Origin of the sequence: Paraclostridium tenue, from assembly GCF_039521565.1 — a bacterium.
GTDB classification, from domain to species: Bacteria; Bacillota; Clostridia; order Peptostreptococcales; family Peptostreptococcaceae; genus Paraclostridium; species Paraclostridium tenue.
This window is the reverse complement of sequence record NZ_BAAACP010000002.1, coordinates 301,209-321,174: the sequence shown is the minus strand read 5'-3', so window position 1 is coordinate 321,174 and position 19,966 is coordinate 301,209. Positions and strand designations below refer to the sequence as shown.

Genomic DNA, 19,966 nt, shown 5'->3' with positions numbered 1-19,966 from the left:
TATATGAATAATAAATTTTCTAAGTATAAAATTTTAATAATTGATGATGAACAAGATATTGTAGATATTTTAAAGACTGTACTAGAAAGAGATGGCTTTGATAATATTTTTATAGCTAATAATGGAGTGGATGGAATAGAACTATTTAAGAAAGTTAACCCAGATATTGTATTATTAGATATTATGTTACCTGATATAATTGGCTACGATGTATTTAATGAATTAAGAAAATATACTCAAATACCAATATTATTCATATCAGCAAAATCAGAAGAAGTAGACAGATTATTAGGTTTTGCAATAGGCGCTGACGATTATATTACAAAACCATTTAGTGCGAAAGAGGTATCTTTTAGATTGAAAGCTAGACTGAAAGCTTTTGATAACTCCACTGTTAACAATAATATAGAGGAAAATAAAATTATAAAATTTGGAGATATCGAAATAAATGAGAAAAAAGGTGAAGTACTTAAAGGTAAAAAAAATGTAGAATTTACTGCAAAAGAATTAAAATTACTAATGTATTTAATTAATAACTCAAATCGAATCATAAGTAAGGAAAGAATTTGTAATGAAGTATGGGGAGCAGATTTTTTTGGATATGATAATACTATTACAGTTCATATAAGAAAACTTAGAAAAAAAATTGAAGATGATCCATCAAATCCTAAATATATAAAAACGGTAATTGGCTTAGGGTACAAGTTTATAATGAAAGAGGAGTAAGGTATGAAACGTAAGCTTATGATTTATTACTCTATATCATTTATACTAGCATGTTTAGTTATTTTATCTATAAATATTGCTTTTATAAGAAGCAATATTTATAAAGAAGGAGCTTTGTACAACTATAATCCAGAGAAGATTACATCAGTATTTAATGATTATATATACTCATCAGAAGATAACAAAGTATTAGTCACTGATGATGGGATTAAATTTCTAAAATCAAATAATATAGGACTACAAATTTTAAATAAAGAGAATCAAGAAATTTTTCAGTATAATAAGCCTAATATGGCTCTATCTTATTATTCTAACTTATCATTAATTAATATGTACAAAAATAAAGAAAAAACTTTGTTTTTAGGAGAAAAAACCTTAAATGGTATTGATTATACATATTTATTATTTTTAGATTCTAGTAAAGTAAAGCGAGTAACATATGCATATGATGTTGAATTAGTTGAAAAAGCACATAAATTTCCAACTCTAATAATCATTAATATTGTTTTATTATTAATAATAAGTTCTTTATATACCTTAGTAATAACAAAGCCTATAAATAGAATTATTGATAGGATATTAGATTTATATAATCACAATTATTCAATTAAAAAGATAAATCAAGGAATTTATTATAAGGTAGAAAGTTGTTTAAACCAATTATCTGATAGATTAAGCAGTAGTGATAATGAAAGAGAGGAGCTAGAAAATATGAGAGAAGAATGGATTTCAAATATTTCTCATGATATTAAAACTCCACTTACTTCAATTATTGGAAACGCTGAAATATTAGGCGATACTGAATATGAAATAAATGATGAAATAAGGAAAAAATGTTGCAATACTATAATAAATAAGAGTGAGTACATAAAAAGTTTAGTAGAGGATTTGAATTTATCAACTAGATTAAAGTGCAATACTTTGGTTTTAAATAAAAAGAAAATTAACATAGTATCACTTATACGACATATATTAATCGATATTATAAATGATGAAAAGTATGATGATAGTAATATAAGTTTTAATTATTCAGATGAAGATATAGTACTAGAATTAGATGAACAGTTAATCAAGAGAGTGTTTATAAATCTTATTATAAATGCATTTGTTCATAATGATAGTGATGTAGCTATCAAGATAGATATACAAAAAGTTGATAATAACAATGTATATATTTCAATAGAGGATAATGGTAGAGGGATAGAAAAAGACGAATTAAATAATATTTTTAAAAGATATTACCGAGGTACAAATACAATTAAGAAAGTAGAAGGATCAGGACTGGGTATGGCTATTGCCCATGATATTATTAAAGCACATGGTGCAGATATTAAGGCTATAAGCAAGTTAGGAAATGGATTGAAAATTGATATAAGATTTGAAAATATTATAGATTAATACATTATATAGTTAAAAACACTGTAGTGTAAGTAATAGTATATTAAAAAATATTAATATAACTTATTCTAAGATAAGATGGGTTGTACATAAAGCAATATTATAAATAAATACCAATAAATTCAGATTCATTTATTTAAGATTTATACAATAAATACCTTGTATTAAACTTGTTCAAATATTGTTTAATTCCAATGTTTAATGTATATACTAAAATTATTAAAACAAAGCAAAAATAAGAAATTAGGTGATTTTAATGATATACATATATAATTGTTATGGAGGAACCCACTCATCTGTTTTAGCAAGTGCTTATCACTTAGAAATACTTGATGCAACTCGAGAACCGACTAAGGATGAAATATTGAATTTACCTAACTTTAATAAGTTAGTATATGGAAATCGTGGAGAACTTTTTTATCATGGAAAAGATAAAGATGGAAACGAAGTATATACTGTAGGAAGAGGACGTTCAAAGGTTTTAATTCCAGGGTTATATAATTTAGCATCTATGCTTCATAAACAAAATCTATTAAATGAAAAAATTATATTTTCCAATACATCACCAACGGTTCCATTACCAATGACCTTTGGTGGATTATTTTCTAGGTGGTTAAAAATTGATTTTATAGGAGTACCCTTGCTTGTAAAGGGAGCAAAACAATCATACAAGGACATTGTAGAACTTGTAAATAACACAAAAAAGGTAGCAAAGGAAGATAATCCAGGGGTTATTATTTTAGATAATAAGGAATTTAAGAAAAAATAGTTAATTAAATAATATATTGTTTAATTAATGAACATATAAAAAAGACAGGTTACGAAAGCCTGTCTTTTTTTATTTAACTCTCATTTTTACTAAGTTAATTAATACTACAAGATAAAGTCTGAAGCTTTCCTATTGATATTAGTATTTAGATTTCTGAATTCACAAAAAATGCCTCATCTCTTACAATCTCCAAAAAAGTAGCACAGAAGAAGGCGAAGGGGAAGTAGTTAGAGATTGTTGAAGAAACACTTAAAGGCCGCTCTTTGGCCTTTGTGTGAATGAAACAACTCTAACTACTTATCCCGAAGCTAACTCTTCCCAAAGTATCTTGCTTATTTATCTCAAGTTCATCGTGAATTTGCAAAGATAAAATAGCTCTTGCAATATCGAAGATATTTAAGCCTTTAAAGAAAGTATTTGAAAAAATATTTTAAATATGAACTGTTTCAAAGTGATTTATAGAGGGAATTAATTAAATTAGGGGCTGTGGAAAAATTTTACTTTATACTTTGAAAAATTATAAAGAATATTTAAATAAATATTAAAATACATCAATAACAAATTAGAGGGTGGTTAGTATGAATAGATATTTAGATAAGCTTGAAAATTTACACATAGGAATAAGTGGCACATGTTTGGCATTTATAACACTTAGCAATTGCTGGTTAATTAAAGATATCGGTTATCTAAAACCAATTGCAATAACTATAGCAATAATAATGCTTTCGTTAATGCTAATGAGAGTTATAAGATTTCCAAAAGTAATGTTAAAAGAATTAAGAGATCCGGTTACAGGAACATTTTATCCAACTATGGGTATGGTAACTTGGTTAGTTTCTGGATTTTTCTATCCACAATTTCCAACTGTATGTAGTGCTTTATGGTTAGGAGCAGTAGTATATCATTATGCTATTGTAGTATATTATACAATACTAAGAATTAAAGAAAAGAACTTTAATAATATAATGCCAACTTGTTTTATCATATATACAGGTATGATAACAGGAAGTGTGGCAAGTAAAGGAATGGGAGGAATAATTCCACCAATAGCAAACTTTATGCTTATGTTTGGATTTATATTTTACACATTACTATTACCAGTAGTTCTTTATATAGTATTTAAAAGTGAGATACTAGATGATAAAAAATTACCTACTGTTGGTATAATTTGCTCACCAGCTCCACTTGGAGTAGTTGGGATATTAACTATAGATCCAAATCCAAATATATATATGCTAACTTGGTTAATAATAACTGGATTAATACTTTTAGTAGTTGTATACGGATATATACTAAAACTTTTCAAAGAAGGATTTAAACCAACATATGCAGCATTTACATTCCCATTAGCAATTGCAACATTAGCAGCTTTTAAATTATCAACATATTTTGGAGCAATAGGTTATAAAATAATAGGAAATGTATTTGAATTATTAGGAAATATAGAAATATTTATAGCAACATATGTAGTATTCTTTGTATTATTAAATTTTATAAATCTATTCTTCAAAGCAATAAATCCAAGATTTGGAGCTTATTTAGAAAAAGAAGAAAAATTAATTGGTGGAACTATATATTCTAATGAAAAATAATAAAAGTGTAAGATTATTAGATAAAATTATATTAAATTTATAATAAAAATACTTTATTTTATATAAAAAAGTGACTATAGTAAGGGTTTTGGATTAACGAAAAATCATATGATTTTAAGCTAATCTAAAGCCCTTAACTAATTCACAACTATATTAGCTTCATTAGGAGAAAATATATTCTTTTCAACTATCATGTCCATAACTTTTTAATCTCAAGTTCATTTATAGGGTAGGTGTATTCAAGTCTTTAAAAGAAAGTATTTGAAAAATTCATTTGAAGTATTTTGACTTAATGATTATATTTTAAAAAATAGAATTTAAATTATAGACTATGTTTTAAATCAATATTGAAACTGCTACAATAAAAATATATACGCAATTGTTATAAATTGTAAAATGAAGTTGTGTTTTTGTTTTAATTAATAACATCAATATTACAAATTAAAAAAGGAGTATATTTAGGGTGAAAATAGTAAAAAGATTAGTAGTTTTATCAATTGTATTGATGGTATTTACCTCTATATCATATGCCAGACCTGGAGGGGGTTCGTCTGGAGGTGGAGGGTCATCAGGAGGTGGTTCAGGGGGACATTCTTCTGGAGGAAGAGGCGGAAGAACTCCTATGACTAAAGAAGATTATAAAGGACAGGCTGTTACATTTGGAGCATTTTCATTAATGATTGTTGCAATGCAAAAAACTAATAATATAATAATTGGAACTAAAGTAATTAAAAGAAAGCATCAGTATAAAAAAGTATTAAAAGAGTTAAGCAAATCTAACGTAGATTATAAATTAGAAAAAATAAAAAAAGATGTTAGTGATACTTTTTACATAATGGCAAAGGCTTGGACTGAAATGAATCAAGATATAGCGCTTGAGTATTCAACAGATAAACTATATAGAAATCATAGTACTAAACTTCAATGGATGGATGCTAGAAATGAAAGAAATATTTTGAAGAATGAAAAATTACTTTCCACTAAAGTTTTTGAAATTGATAATGAAGGTAATATATGGGTAGCAATAAGAGGTTTTATGATTGATTATATAGAAAAAGAAGGACAAATAATAGAGGGGAGCAAGTATATTCCAAGTATATACACTGAATATTGGAAGTTTAATAATGTAAATGGAAAATGGTTATTAGATGAAATTAAACAAGTAGATGAATTCTATGAAATAATTTAAATAATGAATTAAGATTAAATGTAATTTAGGTAGATAAAAATATATGGATATAAATGTTAAAATTAAGGGAGAGTAGATTTAAATTTAAAGTCTACTCTTTTTTATACCTTCACCTTTTTTATGATAGATGATTAAATAATAAAATAGTATAACCTTTTTCTTTTAAGATTTGAGGAGTATGGGAAGATTGTTTATTGTGAAGATACTGTTTGTGATATGTATGGATACAGTATAGATACTGTATCTATACCCATACCTGTAGTTGATTCTAATTTGAAGGACCACTATGGGGAAAAAGAAAAATAAAAAGAAAAATAAAAAGAAAAATAAAAAGAAAAATAAAAACAAAAAGAAAAAGAAGAAGATGAAAAAATACTGTAGGTATGTATGTAAAAAATAATATAGGTGATTATGCTAAAATTTTTGAAGAAAATATAGGTCTTATTAATGGTATTACGATAGATGTTAGATTGTTTAAAAGAGTTATAGAAATTGCTACAAACAATAGATCATATAATATGGGTTATGTTAATGGGATTTTAAAGCAATGGATACTATAAGAGAAGTGTTGATGAAGAGGAGCAAGGTTTGTATAGAAAGCCAACATTAGCAATTAGTGTTTGGATTTCTGAATTCATAAAAATACCTCCTTTCAAGATATGATAAAAGGAGGATGAATAAACACCCTCCTTTAAGATTAGACAACTAAGTCATATTCAGTAGTATCAGTAACAATTACTTTAGCTTCCACAGTTTCTACTATATCAGCTCCATTAGGAGCAAATATATTCTTTTCAACTATCATGTCCATAACTGTTTTTATCTCAGCTTCCGTTACATCTTCCCTAGGATCATCAACTGATATAGAAACAACTCTTCCTAAAGTACTTTTAAAAGACATTACTAATTTCTTTGTAGTTTCCATGAAAACACCTCCTTTCACATAAATTTATTAGATAACTAATTCAAGATAGTATTATCTTGCTTATTTATCTCAAGTTCATCATGAACTTGCAAAGATAAAATAGCTCTTGCAACATCTAATGTATCTTGAGCTGATGCATCTGGTTTTAAGTTAGAGTAAGTTTTAGATTTTACAATAGTTTTACCATCATCATTAAGCCCACAATCTAGCTTTATTCTTAAAGCAGATGGATTTTTAGTTTCACTAACAGCCATGTGTTTCACCTCCTTTTGTATTGTTAAGATAATTATAAGGTAGAGGTGTTTGAGCCTTCAAAGAAAGTATTTGAAAAAATATTTGAAGGAGTTATTTGACTAAATTATATAGGTATCTTTAAAGCCTTTTGAAATAGCTTCATTTTTAAGACGAGTGGCATTATTTTTATCCTTAAAGGCACCTATACACACTTTATAAAAATTCGAATCTTCTATATCGTCTGTTACTAAATAGTCATCTTTTTCTACAAATGAAAGTAGTGTAGAAGCTATTGTATCAGCTACATTTTTTATATAAGATTCATTAGCGCATAAGCTTTCTATTTCTGGGTTAGATATAAAGTCTATTTCTATAATTAGTGCTGGCATTTTACTATTTTTAAGTACGAAGAATTTTTTAGATTCTTTTACTTTGCGATTAGGTGTTTTTAGATTATTTGATAAATTTGATGATAGATTTTGAGCTAAATTATATATTTTACTATTTGAGTCATATACCCAAGTTTCTGTTCCTTTTGCAGTTTTATTTGTAGATGAGTTCATGTGGATGCTAATAAAGTAGTCACAAGAATTTTTGTTAGCTTTATTGGTTCTGTATTCTAAGGAATAGAAGGAGTTTGATTCGCGAGTTGTTATTACTTTTTCACAGTGTTTTTCAAGTTTAGATTTAACTAGCATACCTATTTTTAATACTGTGTCGCTTTCTTTTGTGTTTTTAGATCCTAAAGCACCAGGATCTTTGCCTCCATGACCGAAGTCTAAATACCATTTCATAAGGTTACCTCCTAGAATTTATTGTTTAGGAAATATTAGCACAGGAGGTGTGAAGTGTGACAATGTAGTATTTGAAAAATATATTATATCTATGAAAATATAAAGCTCACATGAGTAGTTTTTAATTAAAATTGATTATATGGGTTTAGATTTAATGATATGAGGGGATTTATGAAAAATTTAAAGGAGGAAATAAATGAAGAATATTACAATATACATATGCGGAGAGGTTTTTAAGAAATAGTTCATTTGTATACTTGTATAAGAGGTAGATGTGAGTATTATGAAGAGTTTGCTAAAAAATTTGCTAAATACTTTGATGGTATTGAATATACATATGACTCAGTAAAAGAATAATAATATAAGTTATATTGGAAGTGTTGAGCTATAGTATTATTTTTATGAGCTCATATGAATACTCACAAAGTAGCCGAAGAAATTTTTGTTGGGTTTAGTAGCTTTGTAATCTATGGAATAAAAAATATCTGCTTCGTAAGTTAATATTACTTTTTCTAGTGATTTTTCAAAATTTGATTTTATGATTAGTCATATTTTAATATTGTATTATTTTCTTTTATTTTATTGGGGAATAAAGCACTAGCATATTTTATACAATGACCAAAGTCTAGATACCATTTAATGTTGTTGGCTCATTTGATTTTGAGTTTAGGATAGCATCTTTTTGTAGTATTTGAAAGTTTTTTAGAAATGATTATAGTCTTTTGGATGGAGTTTAGGGTTGTTTCATCTATACAAAGATAAGAGTATTGTCTTTAAGTTATTCATTCAACAAACTCTAAATTTCAAATTTTCGCATTAAAAATACAGGATAAGGTAATATAAAAAAGTAAATAAGATATAAGCTATGGAATTAATGAGCAAACATTTGAAAAAATTAATAAATTAAGAGAATCAGGAGTAAGTTTTTATAAGATTAAATAAAATATAGATATAAAATAAACAAAATATGGAAAATAATTGCGAAATATATTAGAATAAGATATATGATTTTTTATTGACTTAGAAAAGCGAGTTTTATAATGTCAATTAGAGGGAAAAAAGCTAAAAAGGAAGTTTAGGCACATCATTTATAGTTGAAACTGTACCTGAATTAAAAAGAATAACATGCAGTAAATGTATATACTATAATTATGATAATTCTTATAGTGCAAAGCTTATATTTATGATAGAAATAGGATATGATTACTGGATACAATGTAATAGTTTTTCATTATTTCATGCTCAAGCAAAATCTGATCAAGAAAATATATGCAATAAGATAAGGGGCGTTAATAAGCATTATAGTTTGGTTAAGACGGGAGATAGTGATAGATCTGTATTTATGAAAGATAAGGTGTTCTTGTAATTGAAAAATACAGAATACGCAATTGAATTGAAAGTATAAAAGTTAAAATATAATTTTACTTTTGTACTTCCAATAAACAATGTATAAGCAATAACTTTAATAATCTATTATAGTTTAATATTTAAAGGAGAAAGGAGATAATATGGGAAATATACTTAATGCAGAAGAAATGACTATAGGGGATTATTTGAGGCTAAGTGATAGTAAATCTAATTTAAACATACCATTTTCACAAAGACCCTATGTTTGGAGTCATGACGAAATTTCAAGGTTTTGGAATGATCTAATAAATGTATTAAATAAAGAAGAGGAACAACATATATTAAATTTTTTTACGTTATATAACGAAGAGAAAACTAAAAGTTCATATATATACGATGGCCAACAAAGAACTATTACATCAGTAATATTATTATGTGCATTAGCGAATGTTTATAATGATTTTTATCAACAAACTAAAATAGAGGATTTTAAGACTGCACATAATGAGATAAAAGAAGAATATGTGGTAAAAAAAGCTAGATTTGGAAGTAATAAAGGAAATAAAAATATTACAATAAAATTTGATAGTGATGATCTTAATAACTTTTTTGAAACATATATAATAAATGGAATTGATTGTGAGGATATTGAAGACCTAAAAAATGAAACTAAAATAAACTTAATAAACACATATACATATTTTAAGCAAAATATAAATAAATTTATTGAGAGTTATATGACTATAGAGGAAAAATCAGATTGTTTAGACGAAATAGTCAATTCTTTGATTAGTGGATTTATTATTGTAGAATTAAAGACTAAGAATAAATCTATAGCAGAAAGAATGTTTAATACATTAAATACAACGGGAAAAGATTTAGATGTATTTTATATAATAAAAAATGAGTGTGTCACAATATTAGGTGACATAGAGGTAAAGCCCAAATGGGTCGATATAGAAGAGAATTTAGCAGGATTACCAAAGGACCAATTTGTCACATATTTTGCAAATGTATATAATGGTAAAATAAAAGATTCAGAAGCATTTGATAAAATTAATAGGTCAAATATGAAGGATAGCAAATCAACTAAAACATTTATAGATAATTTTTTAGATGCTTCTAGATGGTATTCATTTTGCAGAAATACTACAAATGATGACATCTTTAACGAGAGAGATATAAGTGCAACAACAATTAGTGAAATGAAAAACTCAATAGACATACTTAATAATCAACAGATTACATCTTATATACCGGTAATTTTTTCAATGGTTTTAGGTAGATATAATATTGATGATATAAAAGATGTATTAAAAAGAATTGAAAGCCTTATGCTAAGAAACAAAACTGTATTAGGACAAAGTGCACAATTTTTTAATAATTTTTACCCAAATTTAGCAAAAAAAATAACAACAGAACATTTGCAAAAAGATGATATATTAAATGAAATAAAAAGTGTAATAGCTAGTGATAAAGATGTTATGGAAGTTTTAACAAAATCTTTTAATAAAAAATCATCAACTTTAAGAGTAATTTTAAGTGAGATTATGAAAATTAAATATCCTGAAATAATTGTAAAGTCAGATGTTACAGTTGTTAATTTAGAACACGTAGTACCAAAAACAGTTACTGAAGAGTGGAAAATCGAAAGTGGAGAAGATATAGAAAATTATATATACTATATAGGAAATTTAACTTTGATGTCTACTCCTAATAATTCAGGTATAAGAAATTCATCTTTTAAGCAAAAAAAAGAAATATATAAATTAAGTGGGATACCAATGACAACAGAAATTGGAAATAGTGAAATTGAAGTATGGGATAAAGATATTATAATAAAAAGATCTAAAGAACTAGCAAGTTTATTTTTAGATAGATGGGAAATTTAATATTTAATATAACAAATAAGTATAAAATATTAAAACAAGGCTAATAACTACCTATGTATTAGCCTTGTTTTAACTTATATACTTATATCATTATTGACTACTTGCCTAATAAAATGTTCTAAATTACTAGAATAATTATACTTATTCTTAAGCATAACAGCACCTCTATCAATATGAAGCTTAGCATGCGTAGGAAAATACTCATCATCAGTTAAACTTTTACCAGCATGTTGTTCAAGCAAAGTTTTAAATAACCCATCATACTGAGCTGTTATAGTTTGTCTATTTAATTCAAGCCCGTTATTATCAGTACTTTTATAATTTTCAATAGGTTCCTCATTAGTTAAAGACACAGAAATTGCAAGCTTACAAAGTGCAAATGGCTTTAAATTCATTCTAGAACCTAATTCTTCAAATATATCTTTTGTTTGTGTTGATGTTTTAAGTCTAAATCCCATAATTACACCTCAAAAAAGTATCCTTCAGTTTGTATTGTCTTTCTATTTATATCGTCATACTCAATTAAATACTCACCATTTAATCTAGGTTTAATATCTTTATAAGATTTTTCATCTATCTCTGTATTAGTAGATAAAATAATAACCTGATCACTTATAGTAGAGAAATACTCACTAGTAATATTATTTCTATGAGTTTCATCTATTCTAGCATAAGGAGTATCTATTATAAATGGTATCTCTATATCAGAAGCTTTAAGTAAAGCCCAGTATAAACAAAGTATATAGATTTGCTTCTCTCCACTAGAGAATCCATTTATATCAACTTTTGTTCTTAAAGTTATAAATGATGATTGAGTATTTTTTTTAACTTTGTTAAGTAACTCTGAACGATTTTTAACTCCATATTCAGCAAACAAATCTTCAAAGAATAAGTTACCTAACTTTTTCTCCATTTCATCATAACCTATATTTTCTATTAGGTTTTCTATTTCAAGAGAACTATACATTTTATTTATATATAAAGATGCATTAAAATCATTATCTATATCTATAAAGTCTATAAAATTATCCTTACGTATAATTTTTCTAAATATATGCATAAAGTTATTTTGAATTTCTTTTGTCTTACTTTCAGTTAAAGTTGATATTATATCATCTAACATAAGTATCATATCAGAGGACATATCAACAACCTTATTAGATTGAAGTAATTCTGTATACTTAGCTTTTGATTTTTCTTTATTAGAATTAGTATTAGCGATTAATAGTTCTAAATCTTCTAACTTATGACTTAAGCTATTTTTAATCTCAGATAAGTGACCGATTTTATTTGATAAACCAGTTATTTCACTTATATATTTATTCAAAGACTCATCTTCAAGACTATTATTTAATTTAAATCTTATCTCAGATAATTCTTCACCTATACTTCTATGTTCATCAAATAAAGAAAGTATAGATGTATTATCAAATTCTTCAATAATATTTATTAATGATAATAAAGAACTACTTTCATCATTTGAAAGATTATGTATAACTTTAAAATTATCATCTTGATTATCAGGTTTTATATCATCTATTAAAGCATCAGAAACAGTCATAGCTATTTCATCTATATTAACATTAGTTAATCTATCTAAAAGTAGATTCTTTAAATACTCTGTAGATAATTTATCTTTAAGCTGAGAGTATATAAGGTTATCACTTTCACTTTTAATTTGAGTTTTTAGGTTTAAAACTTGATTTTTTACAATTAAAAATGGAAGCATATCATTACAGAAATCTTTAATAGATTGATTTATGATAGATCTCCTAGCTTCAAGTTCTATAGATCTTTTACTTAAAAGGGATCTTTCTTCTGCAAGGATTCCACCTTTTTTTCTAAAATCTTTTTCTAATTGTATGTGTTTTTGTTTTAAGTCATCAAGTTCGCTTGAAACCTCTGTTAAATCATCAGTTAAGCTGATTTCTTCTAATTTAAGATTAGCCAACTCTTCTTCTAAACTTAGGTAGTTTATTTTAGCTAATTCTATTTCAGTATCATTATTTTTACTGTTTTTAATGCTTGAGATTACAGTGTTTTTTAATACATCAAATGTATCAAAATTACAAAGTGATAAAAGTGATTGCTTTAAATGTACATTAGAATTTTTACCTATGAAAAATTCTGAAAGATGCTCACCATCAAAGAAGAAAAACTCAAATATTTTAGGAGATATAATTGATGTTATATAATTTTCAAAATAGTTAAGATCTTCATTATCTAAAGGAGTAGGTGAGAAGTTTTTATAAACTAAAAATGTTTCATCTAATTTTTTATTTATAAATGTCCATTTTCTAACTAATGTATAAGTATTTTTTTCTGTACCTTCGCTTATTTCTAAATCTATAGATACAAAAGTATCTACAAAATCAGATTTAAGTGAGTTATTATTAATATTTGATTTAATTTTAGATATATATGAAGAGTTAAAACCTTGATATTTATAAGCCATAGGTCCATATATACATACTTTTATAGCTTCAAATATTGTAGATTTACCAGCTCCATTTTTACCACCAACTAATATGATGTTTTTATCATTAATAGTAGCAAAATCAAAGACAGTTTCTTCTTCATAAGATCTAAAGTTTTTAAGTTTAAGCTTATTAATTTTCATTGTCTAACTCCTTGCTACTTTCTTCTTCAATTTTTCTAACAATGTCTTGATGAAGCCATTGTTGATTTAAAGTTTTATTTACTGCATTTTTTAGCTTAATAGTATTGCTAAAATGCTTGTATTTATTAGTATCTATTATCAATTTATTAAACAAGTCATGATTTATGTTATAATCATCACATTTTTCTTTTATGATACATAAAGTAGAGGCATCAAATATAGGTTTTTTATAAGTAGACCAAGGAAGGTCTTTACCAGTTACTTCTTTATATATATCTATTAATGTTGTAGATGTTAGATCTTCTTCATTATCCCAAATTTCATCTATAGCTTTTAACTCTTCTAAAGTTATAAGTTCGATATCAGGATAAAACTTTTGCATCTCAATTTGTGTTTGAAGTAGTTTTCTAAGTATTTTTTGTCTAGCTTCAAATGTAAATGGACCAAACATTACACGTCCATCTCTGATTACAACAGAACCATTTCTTTTATGTTTTTTACGATTTTCAGGAAGATCTCTTTCACCTAATATCCAATTTCTGAATTCACGTAATGATTTAAGCTCATCATGTCCTGATTGTATAAATCCGTTTAAAGATTTGTCTTCTTTAACGACAGTACAAATCCAACAACCGAATCTACTATTACCACAACTACTTTTAGCGCTAGATTCATCTGCTATAAACGGACATTCTCCAGAATCTCCAGAACCTTTAGTATACATGTGGAATAGTTCCATAGTATCAGTTCCCCATGATGTTGCAGTAGAACCAAATCCATCATTAGCTTCTTCTAATATATTATCGTTAGTATTAATTAGCACATCCCAAACATCGGCAGTAGTAAAATCTACTATAGGAGTATACACATAAGCTAAATGATTTTTGCTTCTAAGTGTTTGATGAGGAGTAAGAAGGTAACCTTCTATTTCTCTTTTTTCGATTCTAGCTTTTCTAGCAGAACTTTCATCTTTACGAACTCCAAGTAATATAACTACATCTTCATTTTCTAATTTATCTTGTATAAATTTATTAGAAGGTTTTATTTTTAATCTTTCCGTACACCAACGATATTGTATAGACTTAGGAGTTGGATAGCCTTTACCGATTATATTAGCCCAGAAACTATCGTGAAATTCAGGGTATACAATTCGTGCTTCTATAGGCAATTTGTGTTTATCAGCACTTTCATTCATCTTATTTATATTATCTCTAAGATATTCAAGTATTACTGGATTCTCGATAAGAGTATCCGAAGACACTATATAAACCGGTTTGTGTCTTTTTTCTTTAGGAAGATTCATTAGCATTCTGAACGTAAGTTCGGTTAAACAGCTACTATCCTTACCGCCACTGTACCCTATGATCCAAGGTCTATTATCATTTAGATATACGGCTTGCATTTCGGCACAGATGGCTTCTAATGTATAATTGTCAAAATAATTAACAGCCATATATATTCATATCCTTTCTATTAGATATTTTTGTCGTATTAATTAGTAAAATTATATACTTATCCTAAATTATAATTATATCATATACTAAGGAAATTTAAAAAGTTTTAATTTGATATTTAGTAAATCCACTAATAATCCTGTCGAAGTTTTAAGATATGAAAGGAATTAATTACTACAATACATAATTAAATATATTAGATAAGATAAAAATAATATATAAATTAGAAAAATAGATAGAATATAGTCTAAATTATGAGCTTATAAGGTAGAGATAATTTGCGAGTTTATTAAAAAAATAAATTTTCAAATAAAATATTATAGTTAAGAGGGTATAGTGAAACACTATATCCTTTATATAACCCTCTCGTGTTTTACGAGGTAGGGGTAAGAGGGGGTAATACCTAGTAAGATGAAATATTAGAGATGGATTTACAAAACTAATAATTTAACAAATTAAATACCCCTAAGTCGAATTTTACGACCTAGGGGTATTTAAAATTTAAATAATTCCTAATCTCTTTTTTATATTAGGTAAACATTGTAGAAATACAGAATAAAAATTCTCTCCTTCTTCTACATTAATACGATAACAGCTATCTAATAGAATTTGATTAATTTCCTCAATTTCTTTTTCATCTCTAACAAACTTTAAACGAAAAGCTAATGCCTTAGTAAGTTTATACCACTCTAAAATAAATCTTTTATTTTCATTATAGTTTTCAATTCCGATCCAATCGCTGACCTTAACATCTTTTAAATCCTCTTTAGGACAATTGCCTATCTGTAAAAAGTATTTAAAATCATTATCTTGGTACACTCTTCCAAGAGGAAATATACGACAAATATTTGGTCGTTTAGAATGGATTATACATCTACCGTTTTCATTTAAAAAACTACATTTATTATTATCTTGCATCTTTAAATATGGTAGTGAAATTTTATTATTTTGGATAAGTTCAATCTTATCTCCTAATAAATCATCAAATTTAACACCTAAATAATTTACTATTTCATATACATCAAAAGGTGTAAGAACCACAAGATCTCCAACATCTAAGCAACAATCATTACATCCATCACAACCACATGTGTCTGCTTTTACTATATCTTCAATATCATATAATTTCCCATCAGAAATTTTATCTAGTATGTTTGTAGGTTCCATATATTTCATCCTCATCTCCTATTCATATTTTATTAAAAATCACTATTATCTTCAATTAACATAGCCAAATTTGATGTAAGAATATAGATAGTATACCATCTAAATCAACTGAGTTATAAAAATTTAATCATTTTATTTAACTATTCGTTATAAATATTTTTTAGATAATCTATCTTATAGTTATTATCTGTTATTTCAGATGGAACTGAATATGAAGAAACAGAGTGCTTATTAACTAGAAAAGGGGGATTACATTGGAAGAATTAATGAGATTAATAAATAGAAAATTTCTAAAAGACACAGAACTACTACAACTAGAAGACAACGAAAACGTACTAGAATGCAAATACACAAAACCACACAATGCACACTACAACGAATACGAAGTAACAATAAAAAACAATGAAAAAATAGAAAAACACTTAGTTTACCTAAAACACAGATAAAGAGTAGCATAAGCTACTCTTTTTTTATAAAAAATAAAATTAACTAAATGTCGAAAAATGCAGAATAAAAATACTTAAATTTCTAACCAAAAAATGGTAAAATGATTGAGGCAAAAAACAAGAAAGGATTTAGCAACATATGAAAAAAAGATTTATAATATTTGCATCAGCACTTATGATATGCTCTCAAGCACTAATAGTAGATGCACATCCAGGAAGAACAGACGCATCTGGTGGTCATAGAGACAACAAAAATAGGTCAGGATTAGGTCCATATCACTATCATTGTGGAGGACACCCAGCACATCTACATACTAACGGTTGTCCATACAAAGGAGGAAATTCAAGTTCATCTTCATCAAATCAAAGCTCAAGTGCTTCACAAAAAAAGTCAGTATCTAGTGGACCATCAAAACAAAGCATAATAGAAAAAGGTTCAAATGCAGGTTACAATGATGGTTATAATATGAAAAACAACAATGAATATAACTACTCTGGTAGCTATGAATCAGAATATAGACAAGCTTATAATGATGCCTTTGAAAAAGGTAAACTTAAAATAGAACAAGAAATACAACAAGCACAAGAAAAAGGATACAAAGACGGAAAAGAAAACAAGCATGATAATATATATAAACAAGAAACAGTAGTAAAATCATATGAAGAAAACTTTGAAAAAGGAAATGAAGAATACAAAGAAAACAAAATAAAAGAATATACTAATCTTGCAATAAAAGATTGTGAAGAAAATAAAAAGGATAGAACATTCGAAGAAAACACAGATTCTATTTACATAGATGCTTATAAAAAAGCTTATGAAGAAAAATATACACAACTTAAAAACGAAGAATATAAAACTAAAGGATATAATGATGGTTTATTAAATAAACCTAATAATAATATAGAACCATCATATAAATCTAGTTATGAAGAAGGTTACAAAAAGGGTAATGAAGATAGAAATGATATTTTACAGGCAAGCTTTGACCAAGGTCGTGAAAATAAAGAATTAAATATTGATAAAAAGTTTGAACCAATAAAATCTGAAATACAAGCAAAATACGATGAAGGTAAAAAACAAGGCAAAAAAGATTCAGTAGTAAGTTTTGGAGTTTTAGGAGCTGGATGTGTAGCTGGTGTAGGAGTCTTTAAGAAAATAAAATCTAAAAAGAAAAAATAATAATTTATGATAAATATTAAAAAGGAGTAACAAAAAGTTACTCCTTTTATTATTATATATAAAATTTAAAGTATTGATTTACTTAAGTTTAAAAAACTATGAAAGTGGTATGAAATTTAATATTAGGACTTAACAAAACATTAAAGGAGATTTTATTATGGATAAGAAAAAAATAATACCTACAACTATAATGTTTTTAGTTATAGTTTCTGCAATAATAATATTTAAATCTATATTTGGAGATGAAAACACATTAGTTGGGGTAGTAGGAATTACAGCAGCATTATCTTTACTAGGAACAGATTACACAATAAATCCAATAAAAAACACAATATATTTTGTAGGAATTGAAGTAGGAATAGGAATTGCTTCATATATAGCATCAATAAATTCATTACTAGGACTTATAATAACTTTTATTGTTATATTCTTTGTATTATATGAATTTACATACAATACTAAAAAACCTACATATATAGCTTTTACACTAGCTTATTTATTTATGTTATACACACCTGTAAGTATAAATGAATTACCAACTAGATTATTAGCATTTGCAGTTTGTGGATTATCAATAATGGCATTACAAATGTTAGTAAATAAAAATAAGCTACAAAAGCAATCTAAAAGTATTATAAAAAGTTCTATAGAATCTATAAGTGAAGAAATATCATTAGTATTAAATAATAAAAAATCAGATGAAATAATTAATTTAAATACAAAAATATATAATAACATTAAAAATTTATCAGTTGATGTTTATAAAAGAATAGATAAAAATATAGAGCTTCCTATAAAAGTTATACAATATTTATTTATAAGTGAATTTTTAGAAAGCATAAATTTAACACTTAGAAAAATAAATGATGATAAAAGCTCAAATAGTGGATACCATAAAGTTTTAAATGAAATTTTATATAAATTAAAAAGTATAAATGATTTTGTAGATGAAAAAATAACCATTGATGAAATATTAAAAAATCTAGAAAACTTTTCATATAAAGAAAAACTAATCGATTCAAATTATTATTTAATACTTGAACTACAAGATGCAATAAATTTATTAACAAAAGATTTAAAAAATACAAAAGATAATAGTGTTAAACAAATATATAACAATTATTTTGTTACAAATATAATGGATAGATTAAATGATTTAAAATTAAATATGAACAAAGAATCTCTTAAGTTTACATTTGCACTTAGAGGAGCAATAGTTACAAGTATAGGGGTATTTATAGTTAGTGCATTTAATATAGAACATGGTAAATGGTTAGTTTTTAGTTTATCTTCTATTGTTCAACCATATCTTGAATCTAGCAAATCTAAAGGAAAAGAAAGAATTTTAGGAACTATAACAGGTCTTATTATATTTGAAATTGTATTTTCTATAATAACTAATACTTCAGAAAGAGCTATTATTATTCTTTTAGTTGGATATATTAGCAATTACCAAAGTAAATATAAATATCAAATGATATGCACAACTATATCTGCACTAGGAGCAGCATCAATAGGAACTGATATAACTGATTTATCTATTCAAAGAATAACTTTTGTGGTATTAGGTACAGTAATAGCTTTATATGCAAATAAAATTATATTACCGTACAAAATGAGTAGTGTTACAAAATGTGATATTGAAAAATCAATTAAATTTAATGAAAAAATAGTTACTAAGTTATATGATTTAGGAGTAAAAAATGTAAAATCAGATAATGAATTAAAAGAGCTGTTGGTTGTAAATGAGTTTATTAACAAAAAGATAAATGTAAATAATTCAACTTTATTATCTAGTAATATAAATGAATTTTTATACAATCAACGTATATTTATGAATGAGATAAGATTTTTAACAAACAATTTTAGAGAATATAATAAAACAGCTAAAGATAAATTAAAACTATTTTATGATATTGATTTACTAATGAATAAAGAAAATTCTAAAGAAGATATTAAAAATTATTTTGATAAATTAGAAGATAAACTTAGTAAACTGATATTAGTAGATGTTATTGAATTAAAAGAAAATATAATTAATTCTAAGTTTATAGCAAAATCCATAGCAAAAGAAGTATAGTAATAAAAATGCATTTGATGTATGAATTTATGCATTTAATTCATAAATATATACATTTAGTTCAATAAGAAACAAAAAAATGTCGATAAGGTCTATTATTAAAGTAGAAAGAATAATATAAAAAGTAATCATTTATATTTAATTAAAGGGAGT

General features: G+C 25.7%; 18 protein-coding genes. 11 read left to right on the top strand and 7 right to left on the bottom strand.

All coding sequences use genetic code 11. The features are described 5' to 3' along the window. Positions 1 to 3: 3 nt before the first annotated feature. From ABFX13_RS03275 to ABFX13_RS03250, 6 genes are all read left to right on the top strand, one after another. Positions 4 to 726, top strand: coding sequence for a response regulator transcription factor (locus ABFX13_RS03275; protein ID WP_147545352.1), 723 nt, complete (start codon positions 4 to 6; stop codon positions 724 to 726). 3 nt (positions 727 to 729) lie between these two features. After that, entirely contained in the window at positions 730 to 2,124 is a 1,395-nt protein-coding gene (locus ABFX13_RS03270; RefSeq protein WP_147545350.1) for a sensor histidine kinase, read from the top strand. A gap of 256 nt (positions 2,125 to 2,380) precedes the next feature. Further along, positions 2,381 to 2,893 carry a DUF3189 family protein gene (locus ABFX13_RS03265; RefSeq protein WP_346042356.1) on the top strand — a complete coding sequence of 171 codons (513 nt, stop codon included), beginning with the start codon at positions 2,381 to 2,383 and terminating at the stop codon, positions 2,891 to 2,893. A gap of 578 nt (positions 2,894 to 3,471) precedes the next feature. Next, complete coding sequence (locus tag ABFX13_RS03260; protein WP_346042353.1) at positions 3,472 to 4,485, top strand: TDT family transporter; 1,014 nt, start codon at positions 3,472 to 3,474, stop codon at positions 4,483 to 4,485. 463 nt (positions 4,486 to 4,948) lie between these two features. Further along, positions 4,949 to 5,674, top strand: coding sequence for a Tim44 domain-containing protein (locus tag ABFX13_RS03255; protein WP_346042350.1), 726 nt, complete (start codon positions 4,949 to 4,951; stop codon positions 5,672 to 5,674). Between the two features lie 383 nt (positions 5,675 to 6,057). Beyond that, a complete protein-coding gene (locus ABFX13_RS03250; protein ID WP_346042347.1) occupies positions 6,058 to 6,234 on the top strand; it encodes a hypothetical protein in 177 nt (58 codons plus the stop codon). Between the two features lie 137 nt (positions 6,235 to 6,371). Here the strand turns inward: ABFX13_RS03250 and ABFX13_RS03245 are convergent, their stop codons facing one another. The 3 genes from ABFX13_RS03245 to ABFX13_RS03235 form a co-directional block, all read right to left on the bottom strand. After that, positions 6,372 to 6,599 carry a DUF2922 domain-containing protein gene (locus ABFX13_RS03245; protein WP_346042345.1) on the bottom strand — a complete coding sequence of 76 codons (228 nt, stop codon included), beginning with the start codon at positions 6,597 to 6,599 and terminating at the stop codon, positions 6,372 to 6,374. A 35-nt stretch (positions 6,600 to 6,634) separates the two neighbouring features. After that, entirely contained in the window at positions 6,635 to 6,853 is a 219-nt protein-coding gene (locus tag ABFX13_RS03240) for a DUF1659 domain-containing protein (protein ID WP_346042343.1), read from the bottom strand. 99 nt (positions 6,854 to 6,952) lie between these two features. After that, the gene (locus ABFX13_RS03235; protein ID WP_346042341.1) at positions 6,953 to 7,627 is read right to left on the bottom strand and encodes an N-acetylmuramoyl-L-alanine amidase family protein; all 675 of its coding nucleotides are present in this window, start codon (positions 7,625 to 7,627) and stop codon (positions 6,953 to 6,955) included. 1,183 nt (positions 7,628 to 8,810) lie between these two features. Here ABFX13_RS03235 and ABFX13_RS03230 point away from each other — a divergent pair. Together ABFX13_RS03230 and ABFX13_RS03225 are read left to right on the top strand one after the other, a co-directional pair. Continuing rightward, positions 8,811 to 8,993: a hypothetical protein gene (locus ABFX13_RS03230; protein WP_346042338.1), complete on the top strand. Its 183-nt coding sequence runs from the start codon at positions 8,811 to 8,813 to the stop codon at positions 8,991 to 8,993. Between the two features lie 142 nt (positions 8,994 to 9,135). Further along, positions 9,136 to 10,866: a DUF262 domain-containing protein gene (locus ABFX13_RS03225; RefSeq protein ID WP_346042335.1), complete on the top strand. Its 1,731-nt coding sequence runs from the start codon at positions 9,136 to 9,138 to the stop codon at positions 10,864 to 10,866. A gap of 74 nt (positions 10,867 to 10,940) precedes the next feature. Here the strand turns inward: ABFX13_RS03225 and ABFX13_RS03220 are convergent, their stop codons facing one another. From ABFX13_RS03220 to ABFX13_RS03205, 4 genes are all read right to left on the bottom strand, one after another. Then, positions 10,941 to 11,324, bottom strand: a complete 384-nt coding sequence (locus ABFX13_RS03220) for a DndE family protein (protein ID WP_346042333.1) — start codon at positions 11,322 to 11,324, stop codon at positions 10,941 to 10,943. A gap of 2 nt (positions 11,325 to 11,326) precedes the next feature. Further along, complete coding sequence (locus ABFX13_RS03215) at positions 11,327 to 13,486, bottom strand: AAA family ATPase (RefSeq protein ID WP_346042331.1); 2,160 nt, start codon at positions 13,484 to 13,486, stop codon at positions 11,327 to 11,329. Further along, a complete protein-coding gene (gene dndC / locus ABFX13_RS03210; protein ID WP_346042328.1) occupies positions 13,476 to 14,939 on the bottom strand; it encodes a DNA phosphorothioation system sulfurtransferase DndC in 1,464 nt (487 codons plus the stop codon). Before dndC ends, ABFX13_RS03215 begins: the two co-directional genes overlap by 11 nt. A 502-nt stretch (positions 14,940 to 15,441) precedes the next feature. Further along, complete coding sequence (locus ABFX13_RS03205) at positions 15,442 to 16,116, bottom strand: YkgJ family cysteine cluster protein (protein ID WP_346042325.1); 675 nt, start codon at positions 16,114 to 16,116, stop codon at positions 15,442 to 15,444. A 245-nt stretch (positions 16,117 to 16,361) separates the two neighbouring features. Between ABFX13_RS03205 and ABFX13_RS03200 the strand changes: the two genes are divergently transcribed. From ABFX13_RS03200 to ABFX13_RS03190, 3 genes are all read left to right on the top strand, one after another. Continuing rightward, positions 16,362 to 16,553: a hypothetical protein gene (locus ABFX13_RS03200; RefSeq protein WP_147545302.1), complete on the top strand. Its 192-nt coding sequence runs from the start codon at positions 16,362 to 16,364 to the stop codon at positions 16,551 to 16,553. 139 nt (positions 16,554 to 16,692) lie between these two features. Beyond that, on the top strand, positions 16,693 to 17,733 hold the full coding sequence (locus ABFX13_RS03195; protein WP_346042322.1) for a YHYH domain-containing protein: 1,041 nt from the start codon (positions 16,693 to 16,695) through the stop codon (positions 17,731 to 17,733). Positions 17,734 to 17,890: 157 nt separating this feature from the next. Next, a complete protein-coding gene (locus ABFX13_RS03190) occupies positions 17,891 to 19,813 on the top strand; it encodes an FUSC family protein (protein ID WP_346042320.1) in 1,923 nt (640 codons plus the stop codon). Positions 19,814 to 19,966 lie beyond the last annotated feature (153 nt).